The organism is Streptomyces flavidovirens DSM 40150 (genome assembly GCF_000429085.1).
GTDB classification, from domain to species: Bacteria; Actinomycetota; Actinomycetes; order Streptomycetales; family Streptomycetaceae; genus Streptomyces; species Streptomyces flavidovirens.
In genome coordinates, this window is sequence record NZ_AUBE01000007.1 from 263,483 (window position 1) to 289,246 (window position 25,764).

At 70.9% G+C, this 25,764-nt stretch carries 30 protein-coding genes; 15 read left to right on the forward strand and 15 right to left on the reverse strand.

Features of this window, described 5'->3' with window-relative positions:
* Positions 1 to 16: 16 nt before the first annotated feature.
* The 3 genes from G412_RS0114370 to G412_RS0114380 form a co-directional block, all read right to left on the reverse strand.
* The gene (locus G412_RS0114370) at positions 17 to 1,090 is read right to left on the reverse strand and encodes a fatty acid desaturase family protein (RefSeq protein ID WP_028812708.1); all 1,074 of its coding nucleotides are present in this window, start codon (positions 1,088 to 1,090) and stop codon (positions 17 to 19) included.
* A gap of 581 nt (positions 1,091 to 1,671) precedes the next feature.
* A complete protein-coding gene (locus tag G412_RS0114375; protein ID WP_037648846.1) occupies positions 1,672 to 3,084 on the reverse strand; it encodes a S41 family peptidase in 1,413 nt (470 codons plus the stop codon).
* A gap of 122 nt (positions 3,085 to 3,206) precedes the next feature.
* Entirely contained in the window at positions 3,207 to 3,683 is a 477-nt protein-coding gene (locus G412_RS0114380; protein ID WP_028812710.1) for an NUDIX hydrolase, read from the reverse strand.
* A 225-nt stretch (positions 3,684 to 3,908) separates the two neighbouring features.
* On the opposite strand from G412_RS0114380, the gene G412_RS0114385 reads away from it, so the two are divergent.
* Together G412_RS0114385 and G412_RS0114390 are read left to right on the forward strand one after the other, a co-directional pair.
* Positions 3,909 to 4,952 (forward strand): alpha/beta fold hydrolase, encoded by a 1,044-nt coding sequence (locus G412_RS0114385; protein WP_028812711.1) that lies wholly within the window; start codon positions 3,909 to 3,911, stop codon positions 4,950 to 4,952.
* A gap of 78 nt (positions 4,953 to 5,030) precedes the next feature.
* Positions 5,031 to 5,786 (forward strand): ZIP family metal transporter, encoded by a 756-nt coding sequence (locus G412_RS0114390; RefSeq protein WP_028812712.1) that lies wholly within the window; start codon positions 5,031 to 5,033, stop codon positions 5,784 to 5,786.
* A 14-nt stretch (positions 5,787 to 5,800) separates the two neighbouring features.
* Here the strand turns inward: G412_RS0114390 and G412_RS34405 are convergent, their stop codons facing one another.
* Together G412_RS34405 and G412_RS0114400 are read right to left on the reverse strand one after the other, a co-directional pair.
* Complete coding sequence (locus G412_RS34405; RefSeq protein WP_037648778.1) at positions 5,801 to 7,006, reverse strand: sialidase family protein; 1,206 nt, start codon at positions 7,004 to 7,006, stop codon at positions 5,801 to 5,803.
* Positions 7,007 to 7,141: 135 nt separating this feature from the next.
* Complete coding sequence (locus G412_RS0114400; protein WP_028812713.1) at positions 7,142 to 7,645, reverse strand: metallophosphoesterase family protein; 504 nt, start codon at positions 7,643 to 7,645, stop codon at positions 7,142 to 7,144.
* 141 nt (positions 7,646 to 7,786) lie between these two features.
* Between G412_RS0114400 and G412_RS0114405 the strand changes: the two genes are divergently transcribed.
* Both G412_RS0114405 and G412_RS0114410 read left to right on the forward strand, forming a co-directional pair.
* Positions 7,787 to 7,978: a DUF6381 family protein gene (locus G412_RS0114405; protein WP_028812714.1), complete on the forward strand. Its 192-nt coding sequence runs from the start codon at positions 7,787 to 7,789 to the stop codon at positions 7,976 to 7,978.
* Positions 7,979 to 8,213: 235 nt separating this feature from the next.
* Positions 8,214 to 9,371 carry a carboxylate-amine ligase gene (locus tag G412_RS0114410; RefSeq protein WP_051338341.1) on the forward strand — a complete coding sequence of 386 codons (1,158 nt, stop codon included), beginning with the start codon at positions 8,214 to 8,216 and terminating at the stop codon, positions 9,369 to 9,371.
* A 13-nt stretch (positions 9,372 to 9,384) separates the two neighbouring features.
* Here the strand turns inward: G412_RS0114410 and G412_RS0114415 are convergent, their stop codons facing one another.
* On the reverse strand, positions 9,385 to 10,149 hold the full coding sequence (locus G412_RS0114415) for a 2OG-Fe dioxygenase family protein (RefSeq protein WP_078606963.1): 765 nt from the start codon (positions 10,147 to 10,149) through the stop codon (positions 9,385 to 9,387).
* A gap of 336 nt (positions 10,150 to 10,485) precedes the next feature.
* Between G412_RS0114415 and G412_RS0114420 the strand changes: the two genes are divergently transcribed.
* Both G412_RS0114420 and G412_RS0114425 read left to right on the forward strand, forming a co-directional pair.
* Positions 10,486 to 11,871 (forward strand): FAD-binding oxidoreductase, encoded by a 1,386-nt coding sequence (locus tag G412_RS0114420; RefSeq protein WP_028812717.1) that lies wholly within the window; start codon positions 10,486 to 10,488, stop codon positions 11,869 to 11,871.
* Between the two features lie 67 nt (positions 11,872 to 11,938).
* On the forward strand, positions 11,939 to 12,826 hold the full coding sequence (locus G412_RS0114425) for an arginase family protein (RefSeq protein ID WP_028812718.1): 888 nt from the start codon (positions 11,939 to 11,941) through the stop codon (positions 12,824 to 12,826).
* A gap of 26 nt (positions 12,827 to 12,852) precedes the next feature.
* Here G412_RS0114425 and G412_RS34410 read toward each other — a convergent pair whose 3' ends face one another.
* Positions 12,853 to 13,608: an aquaporin gene (locus G412_RS34410; protein WP_051338342.1), complete on the reverse strand. Its 756-nt coding sequence runs from the start codon at positions 13,606 to 13,608 to the stop codon at positions 12,853 to 12,855.
* Positions 13,609 to 13,716: 108 nt separating this feature from the next.
* Positions 13,717 to 14,457: an ArsR/SmtB family transcription factor gene (locus G412_RS0114435; protein WP_028812719.1), complete on the reverse strand. Its 741-nt coding sequence runs from the start codon at positions 14,455 to 14,457 to the stop codon at positions 13,717 to 13,719.
* A 66-nt stretch (positions 14,458 to 14,523) separates the two neighbouring features.
* Here G412_RS0114435 and G412_RS0114440 point away from each other — a divergent pair, with 66 nt between their 5' ends.
* Positions 14,524 to 15,180, forward strand: a complete 657-nt coding sequence (locus G412_RS0114440; RefSeq protein WP_028812720.1) for a flavin reductase family protein — start codon at positions 14,524 to 14,526, stop codon at positions 15,178 to 15,180.
* 195 nt (positions 15,181 to 15,375) lie between these two features.
* Complete coding sequence (locus tag G412_RS40155; protein ID WP_167546461.1) at positions 15,376 to 15,537, forward strand: hypothetical protein; 162 nt, start codon at positions 15,376 to 15,378, stop codon at positions 15,535 to 15,537.
* Between the two features lie 59 nt (positions 15,538 to 15,596).
* Here G412_RS40155 and G412_RS0114445 read toward each other — a convergent pair whose 3' ends face one another.
* Positions 15,597 to 16,340, reverse strand: coding sequence for an SIR2 family NAD-dependent protein deacylase (locus tag G412_RS0114445; protein ID WP_028812721.1), 744 nt, complete (start codon positions 16,338 to 16,340; stop codon positions 15,597 to 15,599).
* Positions 16,341 to 16,501: 161 nt separating this feature from the next.
* On the opposite strand from G412_RS0114445, the gene G412_RS0114450 reads away from it, so the two are divergent.
* From G412_RS0114450 to G412_RS0114460, 3 genes are all read left to right on the forward strand, one after another.
* Complete coding sequence (locus G412_RS0114450; protein WP_028812722.1) at positions 16,502 to 17,125, forward strand: histidine phosphatase family protein; 624 nt, start codon at positions 16,502 to 16,504, stop codon at positions 17,123 to 17,125.
* Between the two features lie 113 nt (positions 17,126 to 17,238).
* The gene (locus tag G412_RS0114455; protein WP_028812723.1) at positions 17,239 to 17,481 is read left to right on the forward strand and encodes a DUF6296 family protein; all 243 of its coding nucleotides are present in this window, start codon (positions 17,239 to 17,241) and stop codon (positions 17,479 to 17,481) included.
* Positions 17,482 to 17,646: 165 nt separating this feature from the next.
* Entirely contained in the window at positions 17,647 to 18,504 is an 858-nt protein-coding gene (locus G412_RS0114460; RefSeq protein WP_028812724.1) for a GNAT family N-acetyltransferase, read from the forward strand.
* Positions 18,505 to 18,606: 102 nt separating this feature from the next.
* Here G412_RS0114460 and G412_RS34415 read toward each other — a convergent pair whose 3' ends face one another.
* Complete coding sequence (locus tag G412_RS34415; protein ID WP_028812725.1) at positions 18,607 to 18,897, reverse strand: hypothetical protein; 291 nt, start codon at positions 18,895 to 18,897, stop codon at positions 18,607 to 18,609.
* A 152-nt stretch (positions 18,898 to 19,049) separates the two neighbouring features.
* On the opposite strand from G412_RS34415, the gene G412_RS0114475 reads away from it, so the two are divergent.
* Positions 19,050 to 19,796 carry a class E sortase gene (locus tag G412_RS0114475; RefSeq protein ID WP_028812726.1) on the forward strand — a complete coding sequence of 249 codons (747 nt, stop codon included), beginning with the start codon at positions 19,050 to 19,052 and terminating at the stop codon, positions 19,794 to 19,796.
* A gap of 75 nt (positions 19,797 to 19,871) precedes the next feature.
* On the opposite strand, the gene G412_RS0114480 is transcribed toward G412_RS0114475, so the two are convergent.
* Entirely contained in the window at positions 19,872 to 20,309 is a 438-nt protein-coding gene (locus tag G412_RS0114480) for an Asp23/Gls24 family envelope stress response protein (RefSeq protein WP_028812727.1), read from the reverse strand.
* A gap of 101 nt (positions 20,310 to 20,410) precedes the next feature.
* Positions 20,411 to 21,169, reverse strand: a complete 759-nt coding sequence (locus G412_RS0114485; RefSeq protein ID WP_028812728.1) for a DeoR/GlpR family DNA-binding transcription regulator — start codon at positions 21,167 to 21,169, stop codon at positions 20,411 to 20,413.
* Positions 21,170 to 21,242: 73 nt separating this feature from the next.
* Between G412_RS0114485 and G412_RS0114490 the strand changes: the two genes are divergently transcribed.
* Positions 21,243 to 22,472, forward strand: coding sequence for an MFS transporter (locus G412_RS0114490; protein ID WP_028812729.1), 1,230 nt, complete (start codon positions 21,243 to 21,245; stop codon positions 22,470 to 22,472).
* Here the strand turns inward: G412_RS0114490 and G412_RS0114495 are convergent.
* On the reverse strand, positions 22,417 to 23,145 hold the full coding sequence (locus G412_RS0114495; protein WP_028812730.1) for a cation efflux transmembrane domain-containing protein: 729 nt from the start codon (positions 23,143 to 23,145) through the stop codon (positions 22,417 to 22,419). The two genes, G412_RS0114490 and G412_RS0114495, sit on opposite strands and share 56 nt — an antisense overlap.
* Positions 23,145 to 23,480 (reverse strand): ArsR/SmtB family transcription factor, encoded by a 336-nt coding sequence (locus tag G412_RS0114500; protein WP_028812731.1) that lies wholly within the window; start codon positions 23,478 to 23,480, stop codon positions 23,145 to 23,147. The genes G412_RS0114495 and G412_RS0114500 overlap by 1 nt, the downstream gene beginning before the upstream one ends.
* A 198-nt stretch (positions 23,481 to 23,678) precedes the next feature.
* On the opposite strand from G412_RS0114500, the gene G412_RS40160 reads away from it, so the two are divergent.
* Positions 23,679 to 23,834 carry a DUF6131 family protein gene (locus G412_RS40160; RefSeq protein WP_167546462.1) on the forward strand — a complete coding sequence of 52 codons (156 nt, stop codon included), beginning with the start codon at positions 23,679 to 23,681 and terminating at the stop codon, positions 23,832 to 23,834.
* Between the two features lie 194 nt (positions 23,835 to 24,028).
* Positions 24,029 to 24,895: a YhjD/YihY/BrkB family envelope integrity protein gene (locus G412_RS0114510; RefSeq protein WP_028812732.1), complete on the forward strand. Its 867-nt coding sequence runs from the start codon at positions 24,029 to 24,031 to the stop codon at positions 24,893 to 24,895.
* Between the two features lie 18 nt (positions 24,896 to 24,913).
* Here G412_RS0114510 and G412_RS0114515 read toward each other — a convergent pair whose 3' ends face one another.
* Positions 24,914 to 25,762, reverse strand: coding sequence for an isocitrate lyase/PEP mutase family protein (locus G412_RS0114515; protein WP_028812733.1), 849 nt, complete (start codon positions 25,760 to 25,762; stop codon positions 24,914 to 24,916).
* Between the last annotated feature and the right edge of the window lie 2 nt (positions 25,763 to 25,764).

Here is a 25,764-nt window from a genome sequence, read left to right on the forward strand (position 1 = left end):
GCCCCGCGCGGTCGTACTACGCCTTGGACAGGGCCGCGGACGCGCGGGCCTCGCGGATCGGGGCTCCCGCCCGGTGGAGGCTGGTGAGCGCCTGCTTGTACGAGGTGATCAGGCTGGTCTCCAGGTAGCTGATGCCGAGGTCCCGGCAGTAGTCCCGGACGATGACCCGGGCCCGCCGCAGGTGCGGGGACGGCATGCTGGGGAACAGGTGGTGCTCGATCTGGTAATTCAGCCCGCCGAGCATGAGGTCGGTGAACCAGCCGCCGCGCACATTGCGTGACGTGAGCACCTGGCGGCGCAGGAAGTCGGGCCGGTCGTCGCCGGTCAGGATCGGCATGCCCTTGTGGTTCGGGGCGAAGATGGACCCCAGGTAGACGCCGAACAGGCACTGGTGGACGAACAGGAACGCGATCGCCATGCCGGGCGGCAGCACCAGGAACAGCGCGGTCAGGTAGACCGCGAAGTGACCGAGGAGCAGCGTGCCTTCGAGCGTGCGGTTCTTGAGCGTGCGGTCGGCCAGCGCCCGTACGCCCGCCACATGAAGGCTGAAGCCTTCCAGGGTGAGCAGCGGGAAGAACAGGAACGCCTGCGAGCGGCCGAGCAGCCGGGGAAGGCCTTTGGCCACGCGCGCCTGGTCCTGGGACCACACGAGTACGTCGGGCAGGACGTCAGGGTCGAGCTCCGCGTGGTTGGGATTGGCGTGGTGGCGGGTGTGCTTGTCCTGCCACCATCCGTACCCCATGCCGATGCCGAGGTTGCCCAGAACGCGGCCCGAGCGTTCGCTGGCCTTGCGCAGCCGGAACACCTGACGGTGGGCCGCGTCGTGCGTCACCAGCGCGACCTGGCCGAAGACCAGGGCGAGGAAACCGGCGACCGCCAGCGTCCACCAGCTGTCGCCGACGAGCACGAAGGCGACCCAGCCGCCGGCGTAGAGGGCCGCCACTGCCGCGATACGGGCCGTGTAATAGCCGGGGCGGCGCCCCATCAGCCCGGCGGCGGTGATCTTCTTGGAAAGTCTCGCGAAGTCACTGCCGGGCTGCTGCGGGGGCGAGGACGGGGGCGGGGGTCGTACCGAAGTCTGCACTGGCATGGTGACGAGTCCTTCTGGTGGAGGCAGGGCGGGCGTACGGGGGGTTCGGGGGACCGGGCCTGGCCGGGTGACGCTCGGCGGCGTCGCCGGCCGGCCGGATGGGTTCGCAGGCGCGCGGTGGAGGCTCGCAGCGCCGCGCATACGCGGATTTCGCGCCGCGCCATCGGCCGGGGGCGCCGATGAGAGGAAGGGGAGGCTGGAATCTGTCGGCCGGTGCGGTGGGGCTGAGGGGGACCGTCTTCGGCCTCGTGGATACGGGCGACGCGGCTGTCGGCGGCGTAGGCGACCGCTCTTCCCTTGCCAACGGTAAACCACCTGCGATCGGCGCCCCGGTCCCACCGGCCTTTCCCGCCCTCCCCGGGCTCCCCGGCCTCGCCGCGCAGCGGCCCGTCCGAGGGCGGTCCTGCCGGCGTGAGCGCCGGGGCACACGCCCCTGACCACGCCGGGGGCGCGTTCCGCGGGCCCGTACGGCTTCGGGAACCGAGCCCGGCGGAGGCGCGCCACGGGTGCCCTCGCAGGCTTTCGGACCTGTGGTACGAATCACTGCCGACCGCTTCGCGCGGGCGCCGGCGCGCCGCCTTTCAGCGAGGGGCGCGCAGCACCTCCACCGCCCGGTCGAAGGCCGAGTCGCGGTGGTGGGCGAATTCCTCGTCCGTGAACACCGGCTCCCTCAGATGCGGCGGGATGCCGGGGCCGTCGAAGGTGTGCCCGGACCGGGTGAGGAACTCCTCGTTGGGCAGCAGCACCGTCCAGCCTCCCGGAAGCCGTCGCTCCAGCGTGTCGGAGAAAACACCCTGGGTGGACTCCCCGATCCGTATCGTCCGTCCGGGACGCTCGATCAGGGCCTGCGTGAAGGTCTCGCCCGCACTGAACGTCGTGCCACCGGTCAGCACCGTGACCGGCCCCGGATACCGGGGCCTGCCCGCCGCGGGGTGCACGTACAGGGGCTGCGGGCGTGTGAAGCGGGCCGGATCCGCCGGGTCGTTACGGGCTCGTTTGGCGTAGGCGAAGTGGGGGCGGTCGGTGAGACGCGCGGCGAGTCGCAGCCCCAGGCTGTCGGACCCGCCGCCGTTGATCCGCAGATCGATGATCAGGCCCTTCATCCGCGCCGTGCGCGCGGGCGTGAGGATCGCGTCCAGGGCCAGGTCCAGCTCCGCGCTGTTGGCGGCGAAGGTGTTGGCCTTCGTGTAGCCGCCGAACGCGGAGAGGCGGAGGTACCCCTGGCCGCCCGGCAGATCGGCGTATCCGATCCGGCCCTGTCCGAACTCCCGCAGCGGACGGCCGTCCAGGTCACGCTCCTGGATGTACGCCTTGATCCGGTCCTCCAGCGTCCGGCCGGGGATGACGGTGCCGGGCCGGCTCCGGGCGAAAGTGCCGGTGTCACCGGCGAGGAGGGCGACATGCGCGTCGTGCAGCGGCGCCAGCATCTCCTCGAAGACGGCGAACAGTTCGGCGTCCGTGGTCCCGGCGTGGATCCGGGGCCGGTGACGGTCCCGGACGGCGTCCCAGTCGATCCCCTTGGCGGCGAAGAACGGGTAGTGCTCCTCGAAGGTCTGCCAGAGCACGTCGAAGGCCGCCACCGGGCCGCCGGGCATCTCCCGCGCACAGGAGGCGGGCAGCGCCGGAACGCGCCGCAGGCCACGGTGGTTGGGCGAGCCGTCCACGTGCAGCGACGCCCGGTCGCGGCGCGGTCCGGACCGTACGGTGAAGGCGTCCCCTTCGCCGGTGAGGTAGCGGGGCGACGTGCTGCCCCCGCCCGAGCGCTCGGCGGATTCGCCCTTCAGGCAGCTCACGGAAGTGGTCTGGTACTCCTGGAGCCGCCCCCGTTCGACCGAGAGCACCGTGCCGTATCCGTCCACGCGCCACACTCCGTCCGGTGACCGGGACACGGCGCCGGCAGGGGCGGCGGGAAGGGCCATGCCGCCGGTGACGGCCAGCAGCGCCGCCGCCGCGACCACTTTGGCCGCATGACCCGATGGATTCCTGAACTGCATGATCACGTCTCCCCGTAAGGCGGTGGGTCCGGGCTCCGCTCGTGGTCCCGTCTCGCCCCCTCAGGATGGCCACCGCGGCCCGGCCCCGGACATCCCGCCTGCCGGTCAGTCGGGGGTGGGGATTACCCCCGCCGGGCTTCCACGTGCCGGGCGAGCCGGTCGAGGAAGACGCGCTGGCCCTTGACGAGCCGGTCGTGGGCGCTCTCCGGCGTGCACCACACGACCTCGTCGATCTCCGGGAACTCCTGCTGCATACCGGAGCCCCTCGGCCACTCCATGGTGAACGTCCCGAAATCGGCCAGGGCGGGGTCCAGATCGGCCTCCAGCGCCCAGACCGTGACGATCTTGCCGCTCGACTGGCGGGACTCACCGAGGGGAATGAGCTCTCCGTCGGGCACCGGCAGACCGAGCTCCTCCGTGAACTCCCGGCGGGCGGCCGCCTCGGGCGTCTCGTCCGGCTCGTACTCACCCTTGGGGATCGACCAGGACGCGGTGTCACGGCCGGCCCAGAACGGCCCGCCCATATGACCGATGAGCACCTCCGCCCCGTCCTGCGACGTCCGGAACAGGAGGAGACCCGCGCTTCGCTTGCCCGACATGCCGTCAAGTCTGCGCGGCGGGAAGGCCGGGCGCCATCGAGGGAGGCCGTGTCGCGACGGTGTTCGCAGCCGCGCAAGTGCGGTATCCGGTGGCGTATCCCGCGCGAAACGCGCCGGAAACCCCCGGTGCGGCGGCAGGCCTACGCTCGGACGAACGAACGGATACGCCGCCCGGCCGCTTCCCTTCCGGGAGCCGGCCGGACGCCCGACTCGGGAGGTATGCCCGTGGCCGACCACCCCGGCCGACGCCCGGCGGGCGAGAGCAGGCTGCGCCCCGTGGGGGACGGGGACGCCGAGCCGCACTACCGCGTCGTGCACGGCTACCGGCGTGCGTACCGGATCGCGGGCGAAGGGCCGGCCGTCGTACTCATCCACGGCATCGGCGACTCCTCCGCCACCTGGGCCGGCCTCATGCCCGGCCTGGCCCGCCGCTACACGGTGATCGCCCCCGACCTGCTCGGCCACGGCATGTCGGACAAGCCGCGCGCCGACTATTCGGTGGCCGCCTACGCGAACGGAATCCGCGACCTCCTGGGGGCGCTGGGCATCGAACGGGCCACGCTGATCGGCCACTCGTTCGGCGGCGGCGTGGCCATGCAGTTCGCGTACCAGTTCCCCGAACGGACCGAACGCCTCGTGCTGGTCAGCACCGGGGGAGTGGGAGCGGAGGTCAACCCCGTACTGCGTGCGGTCTCCCTGCCCGGCGCCGACCTGATGCTCTCGGCCCTCACGCTCCCCGGCATGCGGTGGCAGACGCGCGCCTTCGCCGGGCTGATGAGGCTGCTCGACACGGATCTCGGCCAGGACGCGACCGAACTGCTCAGCCTCGTGGACGCGTTGCCCGACGCAACGTCGCGCAGCGCGTTCATCCGGACGCTGCGGGCGGTCGTCGACTGGCGGGGCCAGGTCGTCACGATGCTCGACCGCTGCTACCTGGCCGAGGGGATGCCCACCCTGCTCGTCTGGGGCGATCGCGACAGCGTCGTCCCCGAGCGGCACGCGCACCGCGCGCACGACGCGATGCCGGGCAGCCGCCTGGAGATCTTCGCCGGGGTGGGCCATTTCCCGTTCCACACCGAGCCCGTACGCTTCCTCGCCCTCGTCGAGGACTTCATCGAGAGCACGAGCCCGGCGGACTGGAACGCCGAGCGATGGCGGGAACTGTTACGCGCGGGACGGCCGGGAACGCGGGGCGGCCGCCCGGACGACGCCCACCACCGCGCCGTCGAACGAGGCCTGCGGGACGCGAGCGAACGCAGCGCCACCTGACGGGCCCCGGCGAGCCCGTTGGTGTGCGCGGCGCCACATGCGGGCTGTTCCTGTGGGGTTCCGGGGTACATGGGTGCAATGGAACAAGTGGTGCTGGCGGGGATGTGGGGGCTGGTGGCCGGGTCGGCCCTGCTGCTCGGGGCCGTGCTGGGATACGCGGTGCGCATCCCGCAGTGGGCGGTGGCGTCGGTGATGGCGTTCGGCGCCGGGGTACTTCTGTCGGCGGTCTCCTTCGAACTCGTCGAGGAGGCGTACGACCAGGCCGGGCTGGCTCCGGCAGCGGTCGGCACCGTGGGCGGGGCGGTGGCCTACACGGCGGGCAACATGTGGCTGGCCCGCCGCGGTGCCCGCCACCGCAAGCGTTCCGGACACCGGAAGCCCCAGCCGTCGGAGGCTCAGCAGGCCGGGTCCGGGCTGGCGTTGGCGCTCGGGGCCCTGCTGGACGGTGTGCCGGAATCGGCGGTGATCGGCGTCAGCCTCGTCGACGGCGGGGCGGTCAGCACGGTGACGGTGGTGGCGGTGTTCATCAGTAACGTCCCCGAGGGCCTTTCGAGTTCCGTCGGCATGCGGCGGGCCGGCCGCGGCAAGAAGTACGTTTTCGGTATCTGGGGGGCGATCGCCGCCGCGAGCGCGGCTTCCGCGGTGCTCGGGTACGCCGTCGTCGGCGGGTTGCCGACCTCGGTGGTGGCCGCGGTGACGGCGGTGGCGGCCGGCGCCATCCTCGCGATGATCGCCGACACGATGATCCCGGAGGCGTTCGAGGACGCCCACCTCGCGATCGGCCTGATCACGGTCAGCGGCTTCCTGGTCTCCTTCGCGCTGTCACACGCCTGAGCCGCGCGACCCTTTCACCACTCGGGGGTCAGCGTGTCCGGGGGCAGAGGGGTGAAGCGGATGATCTCGTGGGTGGCCCGCGCCCCCGTCTCGTACAGCAGGCCGACCGTCGCCGGGCCCGTCTGCACCAAATCCGAGTAGCCGGCCGGAGCTTGCGACACCGACCAGACCGGCACCCACGACCGCCCGCCGTCGCCGCTGGCACGCACCTGCATCCGAAGCCGCTTGTCCGGGTCCGACGGACCGGAGTACAGCAGCGGACTCCTCCCCGGCCGGCCGGAGACCTGAAGCACGCTGCCCTGCACCGTCGGACCCGTCAGGCCGGGCTGCGGCCGGAACGGCACCGACAGGGTCAGACCGCCGTCGGCGCTGTAGGCGTCCGCGCGGGTCCCCTCGGCGGTCCGGTCATGGTCACGCGCGTTGATGTAGACCGTACCGCCCGGAAGTTCGGCCAGCGTGCTCTCGTTGAGCGCGAGAGGGCCACTGACCGACCCGCTCACGTACCCGACGTGCCAGGTGTGCCCACCGTCGTCGCTGTAGAGGGAGTGCGCGCCGCTGCGCCCGGTCGCGCCCGAACTGTGGTTCGCGGGCACGAGCAGCCGGCCCCGGTGGCGTGCGTGCCGCAGGGCGGCCCCGTGGCCGGGACCGACGGCGTACCAACGCCAATCGGAGGGCTTCACCGATCCGGTGATGTCCCGCTGCGGCGACCACGTGCTGCCGCCGTCGGCACTGCGCTGGACGTACACACGTCGGACCGAGGCGGCGACCTTCCCCGACGTCACCTGCCGCTTCGTGGCGCCGCCGATGGTCCGGCACGTCACCAGGACGACGTCTCCGCTGCGGGGGTCGACCATCGGCACCGGGTTGCCCACCGTGTCCTTCCCGGCGTCCGCGACCAACTGCAGCGGCTGCCAGGTGCATCCGCCGTCGAGGGAGCGCCGTAGGACCAGGTCGATGTCACCGTCGTCCGCGGAGGAATTCCGCCGCCCCTCGGCGAACGCGAGCAGCGCGCCGCCGGGTACCTGGAGGGCGGCCGGGATGCGGAAGGTGTTGTACCCGGAATCACCCGACCGGTAGGGCACGGAGGCCGGGCACGGCGCGGCCTGCTCGTATTTCGCACGGTCGTACGCCGCGGGGGTGGGCGCCTGTGTCACCGTCAGCCCGGCGGCCAGGGTCAGCAGAAAGGCCAGTCGCCGGCTGGCCGTGGCACGAAGTCTCATCGGGTCCTCGTCCGGTGCGGCGTTCGCTGTCCGGATGGACCATAACGACAGAAAGCGCCCGCACCCGCGAACGCCACGCCTGCGAACGCCACGCCTGCGAAGACCGCCGGACGGGCCGGACGGCCCCGCCGGACGTCAGCGGCGGGGCGGCAGGCGGTGCAGGCGGACTTCGCTCAGCCGTCCGTCCTGCGCGACGGCGGTCATGTACGTGCAGTAGGGCTGTCGCCGCCGGTCCGTCGGCGACCCCGGATTCAGCAGTCGCAGACCGCCCGGCGCCGTGGTGTCCCACGGAATGTGACTGTGGCCGAACACCAGCACATCCAGATCCGGGAACCGCTCCGCGCACCTGCGCTCCCGCCCCTGAGCGGCTCCCGTCTCGTGTACGACGCCGAAGCGCACCCCACCGAGCTCCGCCCGGGCCACCTCGGGCAGCCGCGCCCGCACATCCGGACCGTCGTTGTTGCCATACACCCCGATAACGCGCCGTGAGTGCGCTTCGAGCAGGTCCAGCGCGGCCACGTCCACCCAGTCGCCGGCATGGATGACGGCATCGGCTTCCCGCGCCTGCGCGAGGAGCTCGGCGGGCAGTTCCCTGGCGCGTTTGGGCAGATGCGTGTCGGACGTCAGCAGCAGGCGCACGCACACCACCGTACGCGGAAGTCTCCTCGCCCGATGCTCCGGCCTGCGGGGATAGCGGTGAGTGACCGTTCGAAATGCGCGGACGGGTCGGCGCTGTTTCGCTGGTTCCGCCCGCTCTGTCCTGTCACCCGAGGAGTGATCATGAGCGTTGCAGGTGAGTCCGGCGGTCGCGCCCAGGAGTTGCGCCAGTTGGCGCAGGAGGCGGACCAGGCCGCGGAACGTGCCGCTGACCCGGAGCAGCGCGAGCGGCTCAAGGACAAAGCCCGCCGCCTCAGGGAACAGAGCGAGCAGGCAAGCAGCATGGGCAGCGGGGACATCTACCCCCCGCAGTAATCGCCCCTGCGTACGGCACCGGCCGGTGGCTGCCCCCGCGCCCCAGGCGCGCGCGAGGCCACCGGCCGGTCACTTGCCGGGCCGCCCGCCCCGCCGGGCGGGCACGGGCGTTCGCTCCGCGCGGAGCCGCAGGGGCGAGGGTCATCAACCTGTACGGCGAGCGACCCGGCGGCTTCGCCTGTATGGCGGTGGCGTGCGAGGCGACAGAACCGCGGAACCCCGTGATGCTGATGCCGTGAACACTCACGACCAGGGATCCAGCAGCCCGGCGACCGGCGCTCACGTGCCCACGGTGGGTGTCGAGGAGGAGTACTTCCTCATCCACCCCCGGACGCGTCAGCTGGAGCCGGCGAGCGCGAGGGTCCTCCCGCGGGCCTCCGCGCTCGTGGGCGAACTGGTCTCGGGCGAATTCACCCAGTACCAGATCGAGGGCAAGACACCCCCGTGCACGGCGCCCGAGGAACTGCGCACGGAACTGAACCGGGTGCGCGCCGCGGCCGTGACAGCCGCACGCGAGGAGGGGCTGCGCCTGTGCGCGTCCGGTACACCGGTCATGCGAGGCGGAGTGCCGGCCGACATCGGCGACCACCCGAGATACCGCGCGGGGGCGGACCAATACCGCGCCATGCTCGACGACTTCGCCCTCTCCGCCCTCCACGTCCATGTGCACCTGCCCGACCGGGAGGTGGGCGTACTGGTCACCAACCACCTCAGGCCATGGCTGCCGCTCCTCCTGGCCATGAGCGCCAACTCGCCCTTCCACCAGGGCCGCGACACCGGGTACGCGAGCTGGCGTGCCGTGATGAGGAGCGCGTTCCCGTGCCTGGGACCACCGCCGTACGCCGCATCGCTCGAAGAGCACCAGCGGCTCGCCGAGGCGATGGCGGCGTCGGAGGCCATGCTGGAGGCCGGCCTGCCGTTCTGGGACGTCCGGCTCAACCCGCGGCTGCCGACGCTGGAGATCCGCACCATGGATGTCCAGCCGGACATCGACAACACGGTGGCACTCACGTCGCTGATCCGGGCGCTCGTGGTGACGGCGCAGGCGAAGGCCGTACGCGGCGACCCGGGCCCCCGTACGTCCAGCGAACTCCTGCGCGCCGCGTACTGGCGCGCGGCACGCGACGGCTGGTCCGGCGCGGGTGTCGACGCGCTGAGCGGACAGGTCCTGCCCGCTCCGGTGCAGGCCGAGCGTCTCGTCGCGTACGTGCGTCCCGCTCTGGAGGAGTCCGGGGACATGGGCGAGGTGACGGCGTTCCTGCGGCGCCTGACGGCACGCGGCTGCGGCGCGCGCCACCAGCGTGCCGCAGCGGCCACGGGCGCGGGGCCCGGCGGCGTCGTGGACAGCCTCATCACGGCGACCGCCGCAGGCAGGTGGGACCCTCCTGGCTGAGCGCGCCCGGCGCTCAGCGGGCCGTGAGCGTCGTCACCAGTACGTCGCGGTACGCGAGCCGGCCGGGGTCGAGCGGGCGGAGCGGTGAGACCTGGTGCAGGGTGCGGCGGTCGTCACCGAGGAGCAGGGTTCCCGGCTCGCTGAGCGTCGTCGCCAGCACCTGCTTCCCGTCCGGGTCGAACACCGAGCTCTCGCCGCCGCCGGCGTTCCGCCGGGCGATCAGGAGCGAGGAGACGAGGGTGACGCCGTCCCGGTGCAGCCCCTCGGGCGTGGGCTTCCCCTGCCCGTCGGCCGAGGCGATGACACGGAAGGGATGGACCATCACGCTCCACTCCGCCGGCTGCTCCAGGCCGCCCGCGAGATCCCCCAGCAGCCTGAGCAGGGACAGCAGAACGGGGTCGGCCACAAAGGCTTCGGTCAGCGGGTCGAAGTGGCGGTCCACCTGGACATAGAGCGGATTGGTGTCCTTCGGCTGTACGAACGGGACGTGCGGCAGGAGGGACGGTTCCCCCCTGGCCGCGGGGAGGGAGAAGTGCCCGAAGCGGCGCAGCCGGCAGGTGCCGCCCTCCGCCGCGTAGGTGTCGGGCGACAGGTCGTCCCAGTGGGCGCAGAAGCGGTCCCATGCCTGCCGGTCGGTTCCGGTGCACGCTGTCAGGGCGTCCGGCGGCATCAGGTGCACTCCGGTCGAGGCCAGGGCCCGTCGGGCGGCCTCGACCGAGGCGGTGCGGACCGGGTCGGGGGCGGCGTCGGCGGTGGTGCCGTAGTCCAGGTCGTCCATTGACAACGTCCGTCCAGTTCAGCGGTGTGGCGCCCTGCGGCGCTCCGGCTTCCATGGTCGGGCGCACGGCGGCGGGCCGCATCCCGGCCGCAGCGCCCGCGGATGTGGCGACGGAAGCGGTCGCCCGCACTCCATGGACCCGCGCACCTCGCGGCGGGATTGCGGGGCTCCCCGCACGGCGGGATGCTGGAGGTGTCAGCCGTCCGGGCGTGCGTTGTGCCTGTGACGTGGCTGAACGGGGGTGCCGGGGCGCCGGCGCACGACCGCTCACCGGCGGGCCCGACAGGGGAGAGGCCAGGTGAGGAAGCGGTTCCGCGTCTCGGCAAGGAGAGGGTCATGGACGGGAAAACTCTGGAAGCGATGCGGACCGCGCTGCGCGGCCCGGTCATCGGCCCGCAGGACCCGGAGTACCACCAGAGCCGCAAAATCTACAACGCCATGATCGACCGGCGCCCCGCCGCCATGGTGCGGTGCGCGGACGCGGCGGACGTCATGGCCGCGGTCGATTTCATCCGCGACAACGGGCTCGAAGTCGCCGTCCGGGGCGGCGGCCACAGCGGCCCCGGCCTGGGCCTGGTGGAAGACGGCGTCACCATCGACCTGTCACCCATGCGCTGGGCCCACGTCGACCCCACCGCGAAAGCCGCGCGGGTCGGCGGCGGCAGCCAACTCGGCGACCTCGACCACGCCGCTCACGGCTTCGGCCTGGCCACCCCCTCCGGCATCATGTCCACGACGGGCGTCGGCGGCCTCACCCTCGGTGGCGGTCACGGCCATCTCACCCGCAAGTACGGACTCACGGCGGACAACCTGCTCGCGGCGGACGTGGTGCTGGCCGACGGCAGCTTCGTCACCGCCAGCGAGACGGAGAACCCGGACCTCTTCTGGGGCCTGCGCGGCGGCGGCGGGAACTTCGGCATCGTCACGTCGTTCAGCTTCCGGCTGCACCCGGTGGACACCGTGGGCGTCGGCATCACCGTATGGCCGGTCGACAGCATGCGCGAGGCGCTGCGGTGGTACCGCGACTTCCTGCCGCAGGCGCCCGAGGATCTGAACGGGTTCTTCGCGACGCTCACCGTTCCACCCGGCCCGCCCTTCCCGGAAGAGATCCACGGCCACAAGATGTGCGGAGTCGTCTGGTGCTGGACGGGCGACCCGACCCGCCTCGACGAGACCCTCGCAGCCGTGAACGAACCGGGCGCGCCGGCTTTCCACTTCACGGCACCGATGCCCTACCCGGCCCTGCAGAGCATGTTCGACGCACTGCTCCCCACCGGGCTGCAGTGGTACTGGCGCGGGAACTTCTTCGACCGGATCACGGACGAAGCCATCGACGTACACGTCAAGTACACCGAGAACCTCCCCACCGACCTGTCGATCATGCACCTCTACCCGGTCGACGGGGCCGCGAGCCGTGTCGGCCCGGACGACACCGCGTGGAGTTACCGGGACGCCGTATGGTCCGGCGTCATCGCCGGCGTCGACCCCGATCCCGCCAACGCCGAGGCACTCAGGCAGTGGTGTGTCGACTACTGGGAGGAGTTGCACCCGCATTCCATGGGCGGCGGTTACGTCAACTTCATAGGCGTCGGCGAGAGGCAGGACCGGGTCAGGGCCACCTACCGCCACCACTACGACAAGCTGGCGGGAGTCAAGCGTACGTACGATCCGCACAACTTCTTCCACGTCAACCAGAACATCGAGCCGGCGGAGCAGCTCTGACCTTCGGGACGCTTTCGGGACGCTTCAGAACGGCTTCAGGACGGCTTCAGGACGGAAGGACGCGCAAGTGCGGCAACCAGCCGTCGTCGAGGCGCCGTCCGTACTCGGGCTGCGGCCGTCCGGCGTGCAGGACGCGTCGGCCGCCCTGCTCGACACCGGCCTGCTGAGGCACCTCGGGGCGGTATGGGCGGGCAGGGTCGAAGCGCCGGTGTACGACCCGAGGCGGGACGGCGACACCGGGATCCTCAATCCGGCCGGGATCGCTCGGTACTCCGTACAACTGGCCGACAGGGTCGGCGGCGTCCTCGGCCGTGGCTGCTTCCCCGTGGTCCTCGGCGGTGATTGCAGCATTCTGCTCGGCAATCTCCTCGCCCTGCGACGCCGCGGGCGCTACGGGCTGCTGTTCCTCGACGGCCACACCGACTTCTACCAGCCGTCGGCGGAACCGGCCGGCGAGGCCGCCTCGATGGAACTCGCCCTGGCCACGGGGCGCGGACCCCGGCCGCTCACCGACCTTGAGGGCCGCGGGCCGCTCGTACGGGACGAGGACGTCGTGGCGTTCGCCTTCCGTGACTCCGCACAGTCCGCCGAGGCGGGGATGCAGCCGTTGCCGCCACGGCTGCACGCGATCGACCTCCCCAGGGTGCGCGCGGCGGGCGCCGAAGCGGCGGCGCGCCGGGCGCTCGACCTGCTCACCGGCGGTGGGAGCGGCGGCTACTGGGTCCACCTCGACGTGGACGTACTGGACGACGCGGTCATGCCGGCCGTCGACTACCGCCTGCCCGGCGGGCTGACTTGGGTGGAACTGGAGAGCGTGCTGCGGGCGGCGCTCGGCGACGAACGGGCACGAGGGCTCGACGTCACGATTTTCAACCCCCGACTGGACCACGACGGGACGATCGCGGCCCGTCTCACCGAGTGCCTGCGCCGCGGACTGTCGGCCCGCGCGGCATGACTCGATGGTGAGGCGTCCCCGGCGCCTTACGCACCACGGGAGAGCGACCGGCCCCGCACCCGGTCGCCCAGCAACAGACCGTCGGACGAGGGGCAGTTCGCGGGTGGCCCATAAAGGATCGTCGCCAGGCCGACGCCGAGGAGGCCGCCGAGGAGCTGGGCGGTGAGGAAGCCCGGAAGCGACGCGGGGGCGATGCCGGTGAGGGAGTCGGTGAACGCCCTTCCGACCGTTGCCGCGGGGTTCGCGAAGGATCCGGAGGACGTGAACCAGATTGCCGCGCCGATGTACGAGGCCACCGCGACCGGGGCGAGCTGTGCGCGGCCTATGCGGTCCAGTCCGTACACCACCAGTACAAGTCCGGCTGTGGCGACCGTTTCGCCGAGCAGCACATGACCGGCCGATCGCACCTGGGTGGACCAGACACCGGGTGCCCGGCCGAACATCGCCTCGGCCAGCAGGCCACCCGTGACGGCCCCGGCGAGCTGCGCGGCGAGGTAGAGGGCGACTTCGCGGCCGCTGAAGCGGGCCAGGCCGCGCCGTTGGGACCACCATGCGAAGAGCGTGACCACCGGGTTGAGGTGAGCTCCGGAGACCGGGCTGAGCAGGACGATCAGCAGGCCAAGACCGACCGCCGAGACCGCCGCGTTGGCCAGGAGCTGGACTCCGGCGTCCTGGCTGAGGCCGGCGGCCCGGATTCCGGAACCGACGATCACGGTGACCAGAGCCGCGGTCCCCACCAGTTCGGCGGCCGCTCGGCGTGACAGTGCCTTGTCGATGCCCATGATGTGGTTCCTCCCCCGGACGCGCAGTGGAGTGGAAAATATATTCCGCATCTTGGAATGATCGGGAGTGGTGTCCGAAGGCTGGACGCCCACGTGCCGGCGATCAGCTCAGCTCGCCGTGTCGGCCCCCGCGAGCAGCACCTCGTCCCGCAGCGAAAGGTGACGACGCAGCGCGTCGCGGCCCTCGTCCGTCAGCGTGATGATGCGCGTACTTCCCTGCCGTACGAGCCAGGAGGCCTCCAGCGCATGGCGGAAGAGGGCGGCACCCACCGCCCCGGCCAAGTGGGCGCGGCGTTCGGTCCAGTCGAGACACGTACGGACGTGGGGGCGGCGGGAAGTGCCGCAGTGGTCGTCGGCGACCCCGAGGCCGCGCAGCCACGACGCGCCGGACTCGGTGAGCGCGGGGCCGTAGTCCCAGGCGAGGAGCGCCTGCGCGGTCATGGCGTCAGTGATCGCCACTCCCAGGGCGCCCGCCAAGTGGTCGTAGCAGGTACGGGCGTGGGCCAGGGCGCGGCGACGACGGGCGTCCGTCAGCGAGCGGACCGGAGTCGGGCGCTGCGGTGCGTGGGCCGCGAGCCCTTCGATCATCTCGGCGGTGTCCGGGCCCGCGAGGCGAACGTAACGGTGGCGGCCACTGCGTTCCTCCGTCAGCACTCCGCCGGCGACCAGTTGGTGCAGATGACCTGTCGCGGTGGACGGAGCGACGCCGGCGAGGCGGGCCAGTTCCGTAGCCGTCCAGGCCCGGCCGTCGAGCAGCGCGAGGCAGAAGGCGGCGCGGGTACGGTCCGCGAAAAGGGCTGCCAAGGAGGCGAGATCCGGGCTGTCGGCGTACGAGTCGTGGCTGGTCACCGGCTCATTCTCGCCCTTCGTCAGTTCGGCCGGCATCAAAGTGTCAGGCGTCTAGCGTTCCGGGCCATGAAGACCGACCAGCACGAACAACACACCGCCGCCGACGGACACCTGGTGGTCCGGCCGAGCATTCTCTACTTCGGAACGCCTGTGGTTCTTGTGACTTCGGAGAACGAGGACGGCACCTGCAATCTGGCGCCTATTTCGTCGGCCTGGGCGCTGGGGCAGCACGTTGTCCTCGGCCTGGGCAGCGAAAGCCAGACGGTCCGGAATCTCTCCGTACGGCCGGAACTGGTGATCAACCTGCCCTCGCCCGACCTGTGGGAGTCGGTGGAACGCCTGGCGCCGCTCACCGGTGCCGACCCGGTCCCGATGAGCAAGCGCGAGGTGTACCGGTACGAGAGCGACAAATTCTCCGCCGCCGGGCTCCGGCCGCAGGACTCGCAGGAGGTGCGGCCGGCCCGAGTCGCCGAATGCCCCTTGCAGTTGGAGGCGGCCGTGACAGCGATGACGGCCGGCGGCGCGGGGCTGTTCTTCACCGTCGAGTGCGAAGTCCTGCGCGTGCATGCCGATGAGCGCATCGTGGTGCCGGGGACCCAGCACATCGACCCCGCTGTGTGGAGCCCTCTCATCTACAACTTCCGTCACTATCACGGCCTTGCCCCCGAAGTCGGTCACGGCTTCCGCTCGGAGACGGCGAGGGCCGGCGCCGGCGCTCGGTGACCCTTGGCGGTGGCCAGCAGCCTGCGACGTGGGCACCTGCCATGAGTCACGTGGAGGCCACGCCGTAGGCTGCGGGCGCGGAGTACGGGCAACGGGGGCGGCCTGCTCCGGTGCTCCATGGACCACCTACACTCGTCCTCCGTTCTGGCTGCCGCCAGAGAACCGCACGTACCGACTTGAAGGGCACCTCTCGACGTGAGTTCCGCAAACCGTGCCGAGGCACCGATCTATGCAGGCCTCGTAGAGGAGCGGGGCGATGTACCTGCCGAGGTACGCCAGGCCGCCGAGGAGACGCTTCGGGAGGTCGAGCAGGCGATGGACTTCAGCGCTGTGCGCGCGAGGGCGTCGCGCTGGTAGGACGAAACGTCCACAAATGGCGCCGTTCCCAGCCGTACGCAGAGGTCCCGCCCTCGGGCTCAGGCCGCCAAGCGCTTCAGCAGAGCGGGCAGGGCCGTCCCGATCGGCTCGCGTACGACGTCGTCGGCCAGTTCGTCGTACGGCGTCGGCTCGGCGTTGACGACGACGAGCCGCGCGCCGTACTCCGCGGCGATCCCCGCGAGCGACGCGGCCGGCTGCACCTTGAGGCTGGTGCCGACGGCCACGAACACGTCGCTCGCCTTGGCGATCGCCACAGCCTCACCCATCACCGCCGGGTCGAGCCGCTGTCCGAACATCACCGTGGCCGACTTGAGGGTGCCCCCGCACACGAGGCACGGCGGGTCCTCCTCACCCGCTGCCACCCGCGCCAGCGCGTCCTCCATCGGAGACCGGGCGTGGCAACCGGTGCACACCGTCGACCGGGCGCTCCCGTGCAGTTCCAGCACCTTGCGGGCAGGCAGCCCCGCGAGCTGGTGCAGTCCGTCGACGTTCTGGGTGAGGACCCGGACCGGAACCCCGGAGCGTTCCAGCTCGGTGATCGCCCGGTGGGCGTCGTTCGGCCGGGCACGCCGGGCGGGACTGTCGAGGCGCATGCGCCAGGCGCGGCGCCGGACCTCGGGGTCGGCCATGTAGAAGTCGTACGTGACGAGCTTCTCGGCCTGCGGGTCACGCCGCCACAGGCCGTTCGGCCCACGGTAGTCGGGGATGCCGGAGTCGGTGGAGATCCCCGCTCCGCTGAGGACGGCGACCAGCGGCCGTCGTACCGTGCCGTTGCTGCTCATACGGGTGAGCGTAGGCGGCGGACACGGCGGCGTCGACGCGATTGTCGCGTGGCCGGGGCGCAGCGGGAACCGAAAAGAAAGCCCCTGCGTCCATCGGCTCGATGCGCGAGATCCTCAATGCGCAAGACCACAGTCACGGACATTCTCGGGGGACCTCGGACATGACGCACACGGCCACTCGGTACCTGTATCTCGCCCGGCACGGGGAGGCGTCACCGGACGAGACGTCTCTGACCGAACACGGGTGCCGCCAAGCCGTTCTGCTCGGTGAACGGCTCCGCGCTACGCCCCTGTCCGAGATCCATCACGGTCCCCTGCCCCGGGCGGCGCAGACGGCACGGCTCATCGGCGAACAGCTCGACGGCGTACCACTGCGTCAGTCGGAGGCTGCCGGGGATTACCTCCCCTACCTGCCGCGGAAGCAGGAGCTGCCGCCGGATTCGGCCGATTCCCTGCTGGGCTTCCTCGCGCGGTTTCCGGCAGATGAGTGCGAGCGTGGTCCGGCGCTCGCCAGGGAAGCGCTCGCGAAGTTCACGGGACCGGCGCAGGGCCGTCAGCCTCGCCACGAACTGGTCGTGACCCACAACTTCCTCATCGGATGGCTGGTACGAGCCGCCCACGACGCGCCCGAGTGGCGCTGGATGGGCCTCAACCACTGCAACGCCGCTCTGACGGTGATCAGGTACGCGCCGGGCAGGCCGTCCTCCGTGCTCTGCTACAACGACATGCGGCACCTGCCCGCGGAACTGCGCTGGACCGGCTTCCCGCCCGAACTTCACATCTGAAGGACAACACTTCACATCTGAACGACAACAGCGAAATGGACCCCTCGGGCTCTTAATGCGTGATTATGGACATACGGGCGGGGCTGGTGGCTTCTCATCGAGGAGGCGACGACATGGGCAGGTTCGATCGCTACGAATTGGTTTTCGTACATCCAGGCACATCCGCAGCCGTTCCGGACGCTGCGGATGTCGTGGAAGTGCACCGTACGGATCGGACCGGGCCCGGTGGTCATCCGGTGTACGCGGACGACACCGGCATCGTCCTGGCCGAGATCAGCGACCGGGACGAGGTGCGGATGCTCGCCAGCGGCGGGCACCAGGACCCAGCGGTGGCGGTCCAGGTGCGTCCCACTTAGACGCTTGGAGGGGCATACGCCGCGTCCGAGACACACCGGCAGGGCGGTCGGGACCGGTTTGCCGCGGGCGCGGCGCGCACGTTTGATGGAAGGAGAGCCTTCAGCGGACATCCCGCCGGAAAGGGCTCCAGCGATACGGAACGGACACGGGAGGTGCATCGGATCGTGGATCTCGTACTGCGCTCCGGACGGCCCGAAGACGCCGCGGAGTCCGGCAGGATCTGCTTCGAGGCCTTCTCCGGAATCGCCCGACAGCACGGGTTCCCGTCGGACACCCCTGGCGCGGACGAGGCCGGCGGGATGATGGCGATGCTGCTGAACCACCCCGGCTTCTACAGTGTCGTCGCCGAAATCGACGGCCGGATCGTCGGCAGCAACTACCTCGACGAGCGCTCGCCCGTCGTCGGCGTCGGGCCCGTCACCGTGGACCCCGCCGCCCAGAACGGCGGCGTGGGGCGCCGGCTGATGCAGGACGTCATGCAGCGGGCCGCCGAGCGGCGTGTGCCCGGCGTCCGGCTGCTGCAGAGCGGGTACCACTCCCGGTCGTTCGCCCTCTACGCCGGCCTGGGGTTCGAGTTCCGTGAAACCGTGGCCTGCCTGCAGGGGCCGCCGATCGCAAAGACCGTACCGGGGTACGAGGTGCGGCCCGCGACGGACGCGGATGTGGCGGCCTGCAACCGGGTGTGCCGCAAGGTTCATGGGACCGACCGCGGCGGTGAACTCACCGACGCGCTCAAAATGGGCACAGCCCGCGTGACCGAACACGGCGGGCGTATCACGGGCTACGCCACGGACCTGTCCTTCTTCGCGCACGCGGTCGGCGAGAGCACCGAAGACATCAGGGCTCTCATCGCCGCGGCACCCGCCTTCGGCGGCCCCGGCATTCTCGTCCCCGCGTCCAACAGCGCGCTGCTCCAGTGGTGTCTGGGAAACGGCCTCAAGGTGCAACAGCTGATGAGCGTCATGACCATCGGCCTCTACAACGAGCCCGCCGGGGCGTATCTCCCCTCTGTCCTCTACTGATTCACCGTGTCCCAGCAGGAGTGCCCGAAGCTGCGGACCAGCAGCAGCACTGCGGCGGCAAGCCGCCAGTCGACCCAGTCCACGTGCACGCGCACTTCGTCGTCACCGGACCGGAACTCCAGCGGCGTCTCCTTCCCGGTACGCCAGATGATCCGCCGGGGCCCGCGTGCGCCGTCGCCGCCGCCCGGACGACGCTCTCTCGCGTGTGAGGGTGCCGATGATCTCGCCCTGCTCGCCCAGGACTTGGTAGGTGGCGACGCCGCCGGAAGCGGCTGTGGTGACGACGGTGGCGATCCGGCGTTGCCGGTACGGGTCGGCCCACAGCGCGAAGGAACGTGCGCCGGTAGTGTCGCGCTCATCGGTGATCTCCTCGCACGGTAGCTGGCCGGACATTATCGAACGCCAGTGCCGTTGTCTGCGGGAGGGTGATGTGGCGACGGCGTTCGGGGCGGGAACACCTGATCGGCTCTGATTGTTCTGGTGGGAAAGCTGGGCGCCCTTTCCACAGGAGTTGTCCGACGTTCCCCTCCGCGATCCGGAATGCCATGTTCACTCCCCGCCCCGTCCCCGTCGCCCTCGCAGGCACTCTCATCGTCGCGCTGGTGGGTTGCACCGGTGCCGATGGCGATGGCGGCGCGGCGGACAAACCCGCAGCAGCTACGGTCGCGGTGCTCTCGCCGGACACCGCCTCGGCGGCAGCGGCGACGATCGCCGGGCCGGCGCCCTCCTCGTCCAATGCCGAGTCGGCTGCGCCCGAGAGCAGCACACGGAAGCAGACGGCGTTGCTGGCCATTCCGTCCATCGGCGTCGTCAACCTGCGCGTCGTCCCGTACGAGGGGACGACCGACGACTGGGCCGGCACGCGGATCCAGGACCGTGGTGTGGCCGCCAGCCCGTACGGCGATGAAGGCGGTGTCGGGCCCGGCGAAGTCGGCAACTACCTCGTCACGGCACACCGCCTCTCGGCCGGCGGCCCCTTGCGCGAACTCCCGTCCGTCGACGAGGGCGACTCCGTGTTCGTCACGGCGGGCGGCAAGGTCCACGAGTACAAAATCACCGACTCCAGGATGACGTCGTTCCGCTCGGAGCGGTCACTGGCTGAGCAGCGGGCCGCGGTCCCGGGCTCGCCGGGCAAGCGGCCCACCAAGGCAATGATCACGCTCTCCACCTGCGCGACGCCGGAGGACGACGCTGCCGGCAACTTCTGGCGCGATGAGAAGGGCAACCCGGAGCACCGCATCGACAAGATCGGCGTACTGACCTCGTCGCGGGCGGCGCCGAGCGACAAGTGAGCTGGCGCCGAGCGACAAGTGAACTCAATCGCCGGACAGGAGCAGAGCGCCACGTACGGCTAGCCGACAGGCCGGCTAGCGGAGCCGTGGCTGCTCTTCCTCCTCTTCTTCTTCCTCCTCCGGAAGCTTCACGTCGCTGACCGCGATGTTGACCTCGACGACCTCCAGGCCCGTCATCCACTCGACCGCGGAGATCACGTTCTCTCGCACCGCGCCGGCGACATCCGTGATCGAGACGCCGTAGTCGACGACGATTTCCAGGTCGACCGCCGTCTGCTTCTCGCCCACTTCGACTTTGACGCCGGTCGAAACGGACTTGGCCGCGCCCGGCACGCGCTCTCGCGCCGCTCCGAAGGCCCGCGAGATTCCGCTGCCCATCGCATGGACGCCGGCCACATCGCGGGCCGCCATTCCGACGATCTTCTCGACCGCGCTGTCGGCGATGGTGGTCCGTCCCCGGCTGCCGGGGTCGCCGTGCTTCCCACTGACGTTCTGGGTTCCGGTATCGGTCATAGCCGGTCGTTCCTTTCCAAGGAGAGGAGCTTGCCACCGTTCTTCCACGTTAGGCCTGTATGGCCCGCGATGCTCAGGGACGGCAGGGCAGGCCCCCGGTCTCACACCTTCCGTACGGTCACGCCTCCCGCGGCCAGCGCTCCCGTCGCGTCGTCCGGGGCGGCCTCGTCCGTGACGACGACGTGGAGGGCGGAAAGGGGGGCCACGAAGGCGAGGGCGGTGCGGGAGAGCTTGGCGGACTCCGCGACGGCGATGACGCGGCGGGCCGAAGCGATCGCGGCGCGCTTGACGGCGGCATCGTCCAGGTCGTACGCCGTCAGGCCGTCCGCGGGGCTCAGTCCGCAGCAGCCGATCACGGCGGTGTCGAATCGTACGGCGGCCAGCGACGCCGTGGTCAGCGGGCCGGTCAGCGCCAGCTCACCCGGTCGTGGTCGCCCGCCGGGCACCAGCAGCGTCAACTGGGGCGCCCCGGCCAGCGCGTTGACTCCGTGGAGGGACAGCGGCATCACGGTCAGGCGCCGGTGCTCCAGGGCGTGAGCCACTTCCAGGCAGGTGGTGCCGCTGTCCAGGACGACGGACTCGCCGTCGGCGATCAGCGCGGCGACCTCGGCGGCGATGCGCTGCTTGCTCTCCAGCCCCTCCCGCGCACGCAGTGCGAACGGGGGTTCGTCGCCGTACAGCAGCAGGCTCCTCGCTCCTCCGCGGTAGCGCTCAAGAACGCCCTGGCCGGCCAGAACCTCCAGGTCGCGGCGGATGGTCATCTCCGAAGCGCCGGTGAGTTCGGCCAGCTCCGCGACACCCATGCGGCCCGCCTCGCGCACGGCATCGGTGATCTGCCTCCATCGGTCTGTGCTCCCCATGCTCGCATTGAACATTGATCACGTTTCCAATGCAACCTTTCGAACAGACTAGTTGTTCGTTATGTTCATACGCATGGAGAGATCTCTGCGGTCCGGTCGGCTGGCCACCTTCGCGTACTTCACCTTGAACGGCTTCCTCATGGGAATGTGGATCGTCCACATCCCCGCCATCGAGCAACGTGCCGGGACAAGCCATGCCGTGCTCGGCTGGCTCCTGCTGCTGCTCGGCGCGGGAGCCTTCGCCGGCATGCAGATCGTCGGCCCGCTCACCGACCGCTACGGCGCCCGCACCGCCGTTCCGGTGAGCGCGGCACTGTGCGGTGCCGCCGTGGTCCTGCCCGGTCTGGCCACGAGCAGTTGGACGCTGGGGGCGGCGCTGCTGGTGCTCGGCTTCGGCAACGGCTGCCTGGACGTCAGCATGAACGCCCACGCCGTTCAGGTGGAGCGCGGTTACCAGCGGCCCGTCATGTCCGCGTTCCACGCCACCTTCTCCGTCGGGGGTGTACTGGCCGCTCTTGTCGGCGCCCGCACGCTCAGCTGGGGGGTGAGTCCGGCGGTAACCCTCGCCGCGGTGGCGCTCTTCGGCCTCGTCGCGGCCCTGGTGGCCGCCCCCGCGCTGCTGCGACCCGAGCCTGCCCGCACAGCGGAGGCCCCGGCCGCGGAAACCCCCACCGCCGGGGCGAAGGCGGCTCGCAGGACGCCCCGGCGCATCTGGGTACTGGCCGCTCTCGCACTCATGCTGATGCTCTGCGAAGGCGTGGCCAACGACTGGAGCGTGCTCCATCTGCGGGACGTCCTGGACGCGCCCGCCGCGACGGCCGCCCTCGCCTACGGGGCCTTCGCCACCGCCATGACCGTCGGACGTCTGCTTGCCGACCGGGTGGCCGCGCGCTTCGGAGCGGTGGCCGTCGTGAGGTACGGCGCCTCCCTTGCCGCGCTCGGCCTGACCATGGCGGCGCTGTCCCCGTGGATTCCCCTGGCGCTGATCGGCTGGACCATGTTCGGGGCCGGGCTGTCCGGCTGCATCCCGCAGCTCTTCAGCGCCGCCGGTCACGCCGACCCGGACGCCTCAGGAGTCAACGTTTCCCGTGTCGCCGGCCTCGGCTACGTCGGCATGCTCGCCGGGCCCGCCGTCATCGGACCGCTCACCCACTGGGCCCCGCTCAACCTCACGTTCTTCCTCCCCGTGGCCTTCTGCGTCATCGCCGCCTGTACGGCCGGCATCCTGCGGCCCTCCTCCCAGGGGGTCAGCCGCAGCAGCCGCCACCGGGACGGCAACCGCACACCTGCGCCTCGTTGTTGAGGACCGCCGTGGTCGCGGGGGTGGCGCAGCAGCCCTCGCCGCGCCAGGCGTCGACTCCCTCCCTGACCGCGATGACGGCGATGACGAGAGCGGCGATCGGGTCGGCCCACGACCACCCGAGCGTGGCGTTGAGGACCAGGCCCACCAGGAGGACGGCGGACAGGTAGGTGCACAGCAGGGTCTGCCTGGAATCGGCGACCGCCGAGGCCGAACCCAGCCGCTGCCCGGCCTTGCGCTGGGCGACGGAGAGGAACGGCATCACGGCCAGGGAGAGGGCCGCCAGCACGATGCCGGCAATCGAGCGGTCCGCCCCGCCGGTGCCGCCCAGAGCGCGGACGGCGTCAACACCGACGTACGCGGCGAGCGCGAAGAACGAGAGCGCGATGATCCGCAGGGTCGTCTTCTCGCGGGCCTCGCGGACGGCGTGGTCGCGGGCGGAGAACTGCCAGGCCACCGCGGCGGCGGAGGACACCTCGATGACGGAGTCCAGGCCGAAGCCGACCAGCGCGGTGGAGGAGGCGATCGTGCCCGCGGTGATCGCGACGACGGCCTCGATGACGTTGTACGTGATGGTCGCCGCGACCAGCAGCCGTATTCGGCGAGTCAGTACTTCACGGGCGGCGGGGGCGGTGGGGGCGGACGGATCGGTGCCCACGGGTATCCCGGCGGTCATCAGCAGCAACCCTTGTCTTCCGTGTCCGGGCAGGTACGGTCCGCCTCGACCGCCAGCACGGCGCTTCGCAGGTCGTCCAGCGCATGCCTCAGCCGTTCGTCCGCCAGCTCGTAGCGTGTCCGGCGGCCGACGGGCACGGCCACGACCAGACCGCAGTCCCGCAGACAGGCAAGGTGGTTCGACAGCCTGGTGCGCGAAATTTCCAGAGCGTCGGCGAGAGCGGCGGGATGGGCCGGGGCCTCGCGCAGGGCGAGCAGGATCCGGCAGCGGATCGGATCGGCGAGCGCGCGGCCGAACCGGGCAAGCACCTCGATGTCGTACGCGAGAGTCAGCACGGCCAGGACGGTACACGAGAACCTGAATTCAGAGAAGCGTGAATCCTAGACTTCGCGCGATGCCACGGCCGCCTGGTGGAAGCCGTAGCGCTGCTGCCGCGGGCACCGGCCGGTATGAGCGGATTCTGCTGGTTTGGCCCGAGGGGGAGTGGGGACAGGCTGGATAGAAGAATCGTTCCCGCAAGATCGGAGGACCACATGATCGTCCTCGGAATCATTCTGCTCATCATCGGTTTCGTGGCCGACATCGCCATCCTGTGGACCATCGGAATCATTCTGGTCGCCATCGGGGCCGTCCTCTGGATCCTGGGATCGTTGGGGCGCGCGGTGGGTGGTCGACGGCACTACTGGTGAGCGCCGGGCCCCGCACTGCTGGGGGTTCGCCGTACGAAAGAAAGACCGGTGGCACGACCGAGGGTTGCTCATGCCACCGGTCTTTCATGTGCGGTGCTGCTCGATGAAAGTCCCGCAGCGGAGGCCGAACCTCGGGGCACCCGTTCGGAGGCACGCCCGAGGGGGCGCGAGCGCTTGCGGGTACCCCACGGGACATGCCCCTGAAATCCGGTGCGCCGCAAGATGGTCGCCCGCAGCACGGACATCCGTTCGACCGACTGCAGCGACGGCTGGGGGACTCGGTCGTCGGACTCACCTGGCAACGCGGGCGCGAGGTGGAGCTCATGCACCGCGCCATGGGCTTCGCGGCGCTCAGTTTCCTCACGCTGGTGCCCCTCCTGATCGTCGTCGCCGCGGCCGATCTGCCGAGCGGGCAGGGCTTCGCCCGTTGGCTGGTGACAGGCCTCGGGGTGTCCGAGGTGTCGCAGGCGGAGATCGAGGAGCTGTTCGGCCGGCCGGGGCAGGCACTGCAGCGGACCACGGCATTCGGCCTGGCCGCACTGGCCGCGTTCGGCGTGACCTTCGGATCCGCCGTGCAGACCGGGTACGAACGCGTCTGGGACCTGCCGACGGCGCGATGGCACACGATGTGGCGCCACGTCGTCTGGCTGGCCATGCTGGTCGCCGCCCTCCTCCTCTTCGTCAAGACTCCCGCTCCCGAAGGGGCGCCCGCCGTCGTGACCATGCTTGTCGCCGGGGGCGATGTCGTCGGCTTGTTCCTCTTCTTCTGGGCCTCGCAGCGGCTGCTGCTCTGCGGCCGGATCCGCTGGCGCGCACTGGCCCCCGCGGCTGCCCTGACGGCTGTGGGGCTGCTCGGGCTCCGGATCTTCTCGCAGTACGTCTTCTCGCCACTGATCGCGTCGAACGCGGTGACGTTCGGCCCCTTCGGGACTGTGCTCGTCCTGCAGTCCTGGCTGGTCGGAGTGGGATTCGTGGTGTACGGCGGGGCGCTGGCCGGGCGGCTCGTCCACGAGTGGCAGGTACGGCGGAGGCTGAACCTGAGCCCGAGGCAGCCGTACTAGTAACGGGCGTTTCGTGGGTCAGTGCGTGGTGTGGCGGCGGAGGTTCTCCGTCAGCATCGCGGTGACCTCGCCGACACCGGCACGGGCGCCGACGCCGTCGACGGCGGACAGGCGTCCGTCCGTGGACTTGAGTTCGGTCATGGCCTCTTCCATCGCGCGGTGCGCCGCGAAGAGGCACGGCGTGCTGTAGATCGCCACATCGACCCCCAGCGCGGCGAGCTCCGAGAGCGACAACCGTGGGGACTTGCCCCCGGCGATCTGGTTGAACAGCAGCGGCTTGTTCCCGATGACTCCACGGATCCGGCGGATCGCCTCGACACTGCGCACCCCGTCGACCAGCACCACGTCCGCGTCGGTCGCCGCCAGGGCGCTCGCGCGGTGCAGGATCTCCTCGTCGTCGGTGGCATCGGTCCGCGCGACGACCAGCAGGTCGGTCCGGCTCGCGAGTACCTGGTTCAGCTTCGCGAGGTACTCCTCCAGCGGCAGGACCTGCTTGCCTTCGGTATGGCCGCAGCGGCGCGGGCGTTTCTGGTCCTCCAGGACCACTCCCGAGATGCCCGACCGCTCCAGCCGCCGCACCACGTGGCACGCCAGCTCCGGGTCCACGTAGCCGTCGTCGATGTCCACGAGCAGGTGGTGCCGCGGGAACGCGCCCCGCAGGCGTTCGGCGAAGGCGACCATGTCGGGCCAGGCGATGAACCCGATGTCGGGAAGCCCGTAGTACGAGGCGGCGAAGCCGAATCCGGACACGAAGAGCCCGTCGTAATGCGCGGCCGCGAGCGAGGCGGAGTACATGTCGTACACGCCGATGAGAGGTGTTGTCCCCGAGCAGGCGATCTCGTCGCGCAAGGCTTTGCCGTACAGCATGG

What these genes read in the sequence shown, in the direction of transcription:
- G412_RS0114455 (WP_028812723.1), top strand. Translation starts at nt 17,239, where the DNA reads ATGGGCAGGTTCGATCGCTACGAATTGGTTTTCGTACATCCAGGCACA.
- G412_RS0114480 (WP_028812727.1), bottom strand. Translation starts at nt 20,309, where the DNA reads ATGACCGATACCGGAACCCAGAACGTCAGTGGGAAGCACGGCGACCCC.
- G412_RS0114510 (WP_028812732.1), top strand. Translation starts at nt 24,029, where the DNA reads ATGCCCCTGAAATCCGGTGCGCCGCAAGATGGTCGCCCGCAGCACGGA.
- G412_RS0114515 (WP_028812733.1), bottom strand. Translation starts at nt 25,762, where the DNA reads ATGCTGTACGGCAAAGCCTTGCGCGACGAGATCGCCTGCTCGGGGACA.
- G412_RS0114485 (WP_028812728.1), bottom strand. Translation starts at nt 21,169, where the DNA reads ATGGGGAGCACAGACCGATGGAGGCAGATCACCGATGCCGTGCGCGAG.
- G412_RS0114495 (WP_028812730.1), bottom strand. Translation starts at nt 23,145, where the DNA reads ATGACCGCCGGGATACCCGTGGGCACCGATCCGTCCGCCCCCACCGCC.
- G412_RS0114445 (WP_028812721.1), bottom strand. Translation starts at nt 16,340, where the DNA reads ATGAGCAGCAACGGCACGGTACGACGGCCGCTGGTCGCCGTCCTCAGC.
- G412_RS0114475 (WP_028812726.1), top strand. Translation starts at nt 19,050, where the DNA reads ATGTTCACTCCCCGCCCCGTCCCCGTCGCCCTCGCAGGCACTCTCATC.
- G412_RS40160 (WP_167546462.1), top strand. Translation starts at nt 23,679, where the DNA reads ATGATCGTCCTCGGAATCATTCTGCTCATCATCGGTTTCGTGGCCGAC.
- G412_RS0114450 (WP_028812722.1), top strand. Translation starts at nt 16,502, where the DNA reads ATGACGCACACGGCCACTCGGTACCTGTATCTCGCCCGGCACGGGGAG.
- G412_RS0114420 (WP_028812717.1), top strand. Translation starts at nt 10,486, where the DNA reads ATGGACGGGAAAACTCTGGAAGCGATGCGGACCGCGCTGCGCGGCCCG.
- G412_RS0114390 (WP_028812712.1), top strand. Translation starts at nt 5,031, where the DNA reads ATGGAACAAGTGGTGCTGGCGGGGATGTGGGGGCTGGTGGCCGGGTCG.
- G412_RS34415 (WP_028812725.1), bottom strand. Translation starts at nt 18,897, where the DNA reads ATGTCCGGCCAGCTACCGTGCGAGGAGATCACCGATGAGCGCGACACT.
- G412_RS0114375 (WP_037648846.1), bottom strand. Translation starts at nt 3,084, where the DNA reads ATGCAGTTCAGGAATCCATCGGGTCATGCGGCCAAAGTGGTCGCGGCG.
- G412_RS0114370 (WP_028812708.1), bottom strand. Translation starts at nt 1,090, where the DNA reads ATGCCAGTGCAGACTTCGGTACGACCCCCGCCCCCGTCCTCGCCCCCG.
- G412_RS34410 (WP_051338342.1), bottom strand. Translation starts at nt 13,608, where the DNA reads ATGGGCATCGACAAGGCACTGTCACGCCGAGCGGCCGCCGAACTGGTG.
- G412_RS0114415 (WP_078606963.1), bottom strand. Translation starts at nt 10,149, where the DNA reads ATGGACGACCTGGACTACGGCACCACCGCCGACGCCGCCCCCGACCCG.
- G412_RS0114440 (WP_028812720.1), top strand. Translation starts at nt 14,524, where the DNA reads ATGAAGACCGACCAGCACGAACAACACACCGCCGCCGACGGACACCTG.
- G412_RS34405 (WP_037648778.1), bottom strand. Translation starts at nt 7,006, where the DNA reads ATGAGACTTCGTGCCACGGCCAGCCGGCGACTGGCCTTTCTGCTGACC.
- G412_RS0114490 (WP_028812729.1), top strand. Translation starts at nt 21,243, where the DNA reads ATGGAGAGATCTCTGCGGTCCGGTCGGCTGGCCACCTTCGCGTACTTC.
- G412_RS0114405 (WP_028812714.1), top strand. Translation starts at nt 7,787, where the DNA reads ATGAGCGTTGCAGGTGAGTCCGGCGGTCGCGCCCAGGAGTTGCGCCAG.
- G412_RS0114380 (WP_028812710.1), bottom strand. Translation starts at nt 3,683, where the DNA reads ATGTCGGGCAAGCGAAGCGCGGGTCTCCTCCTGTTCCGGACGTCGCAG.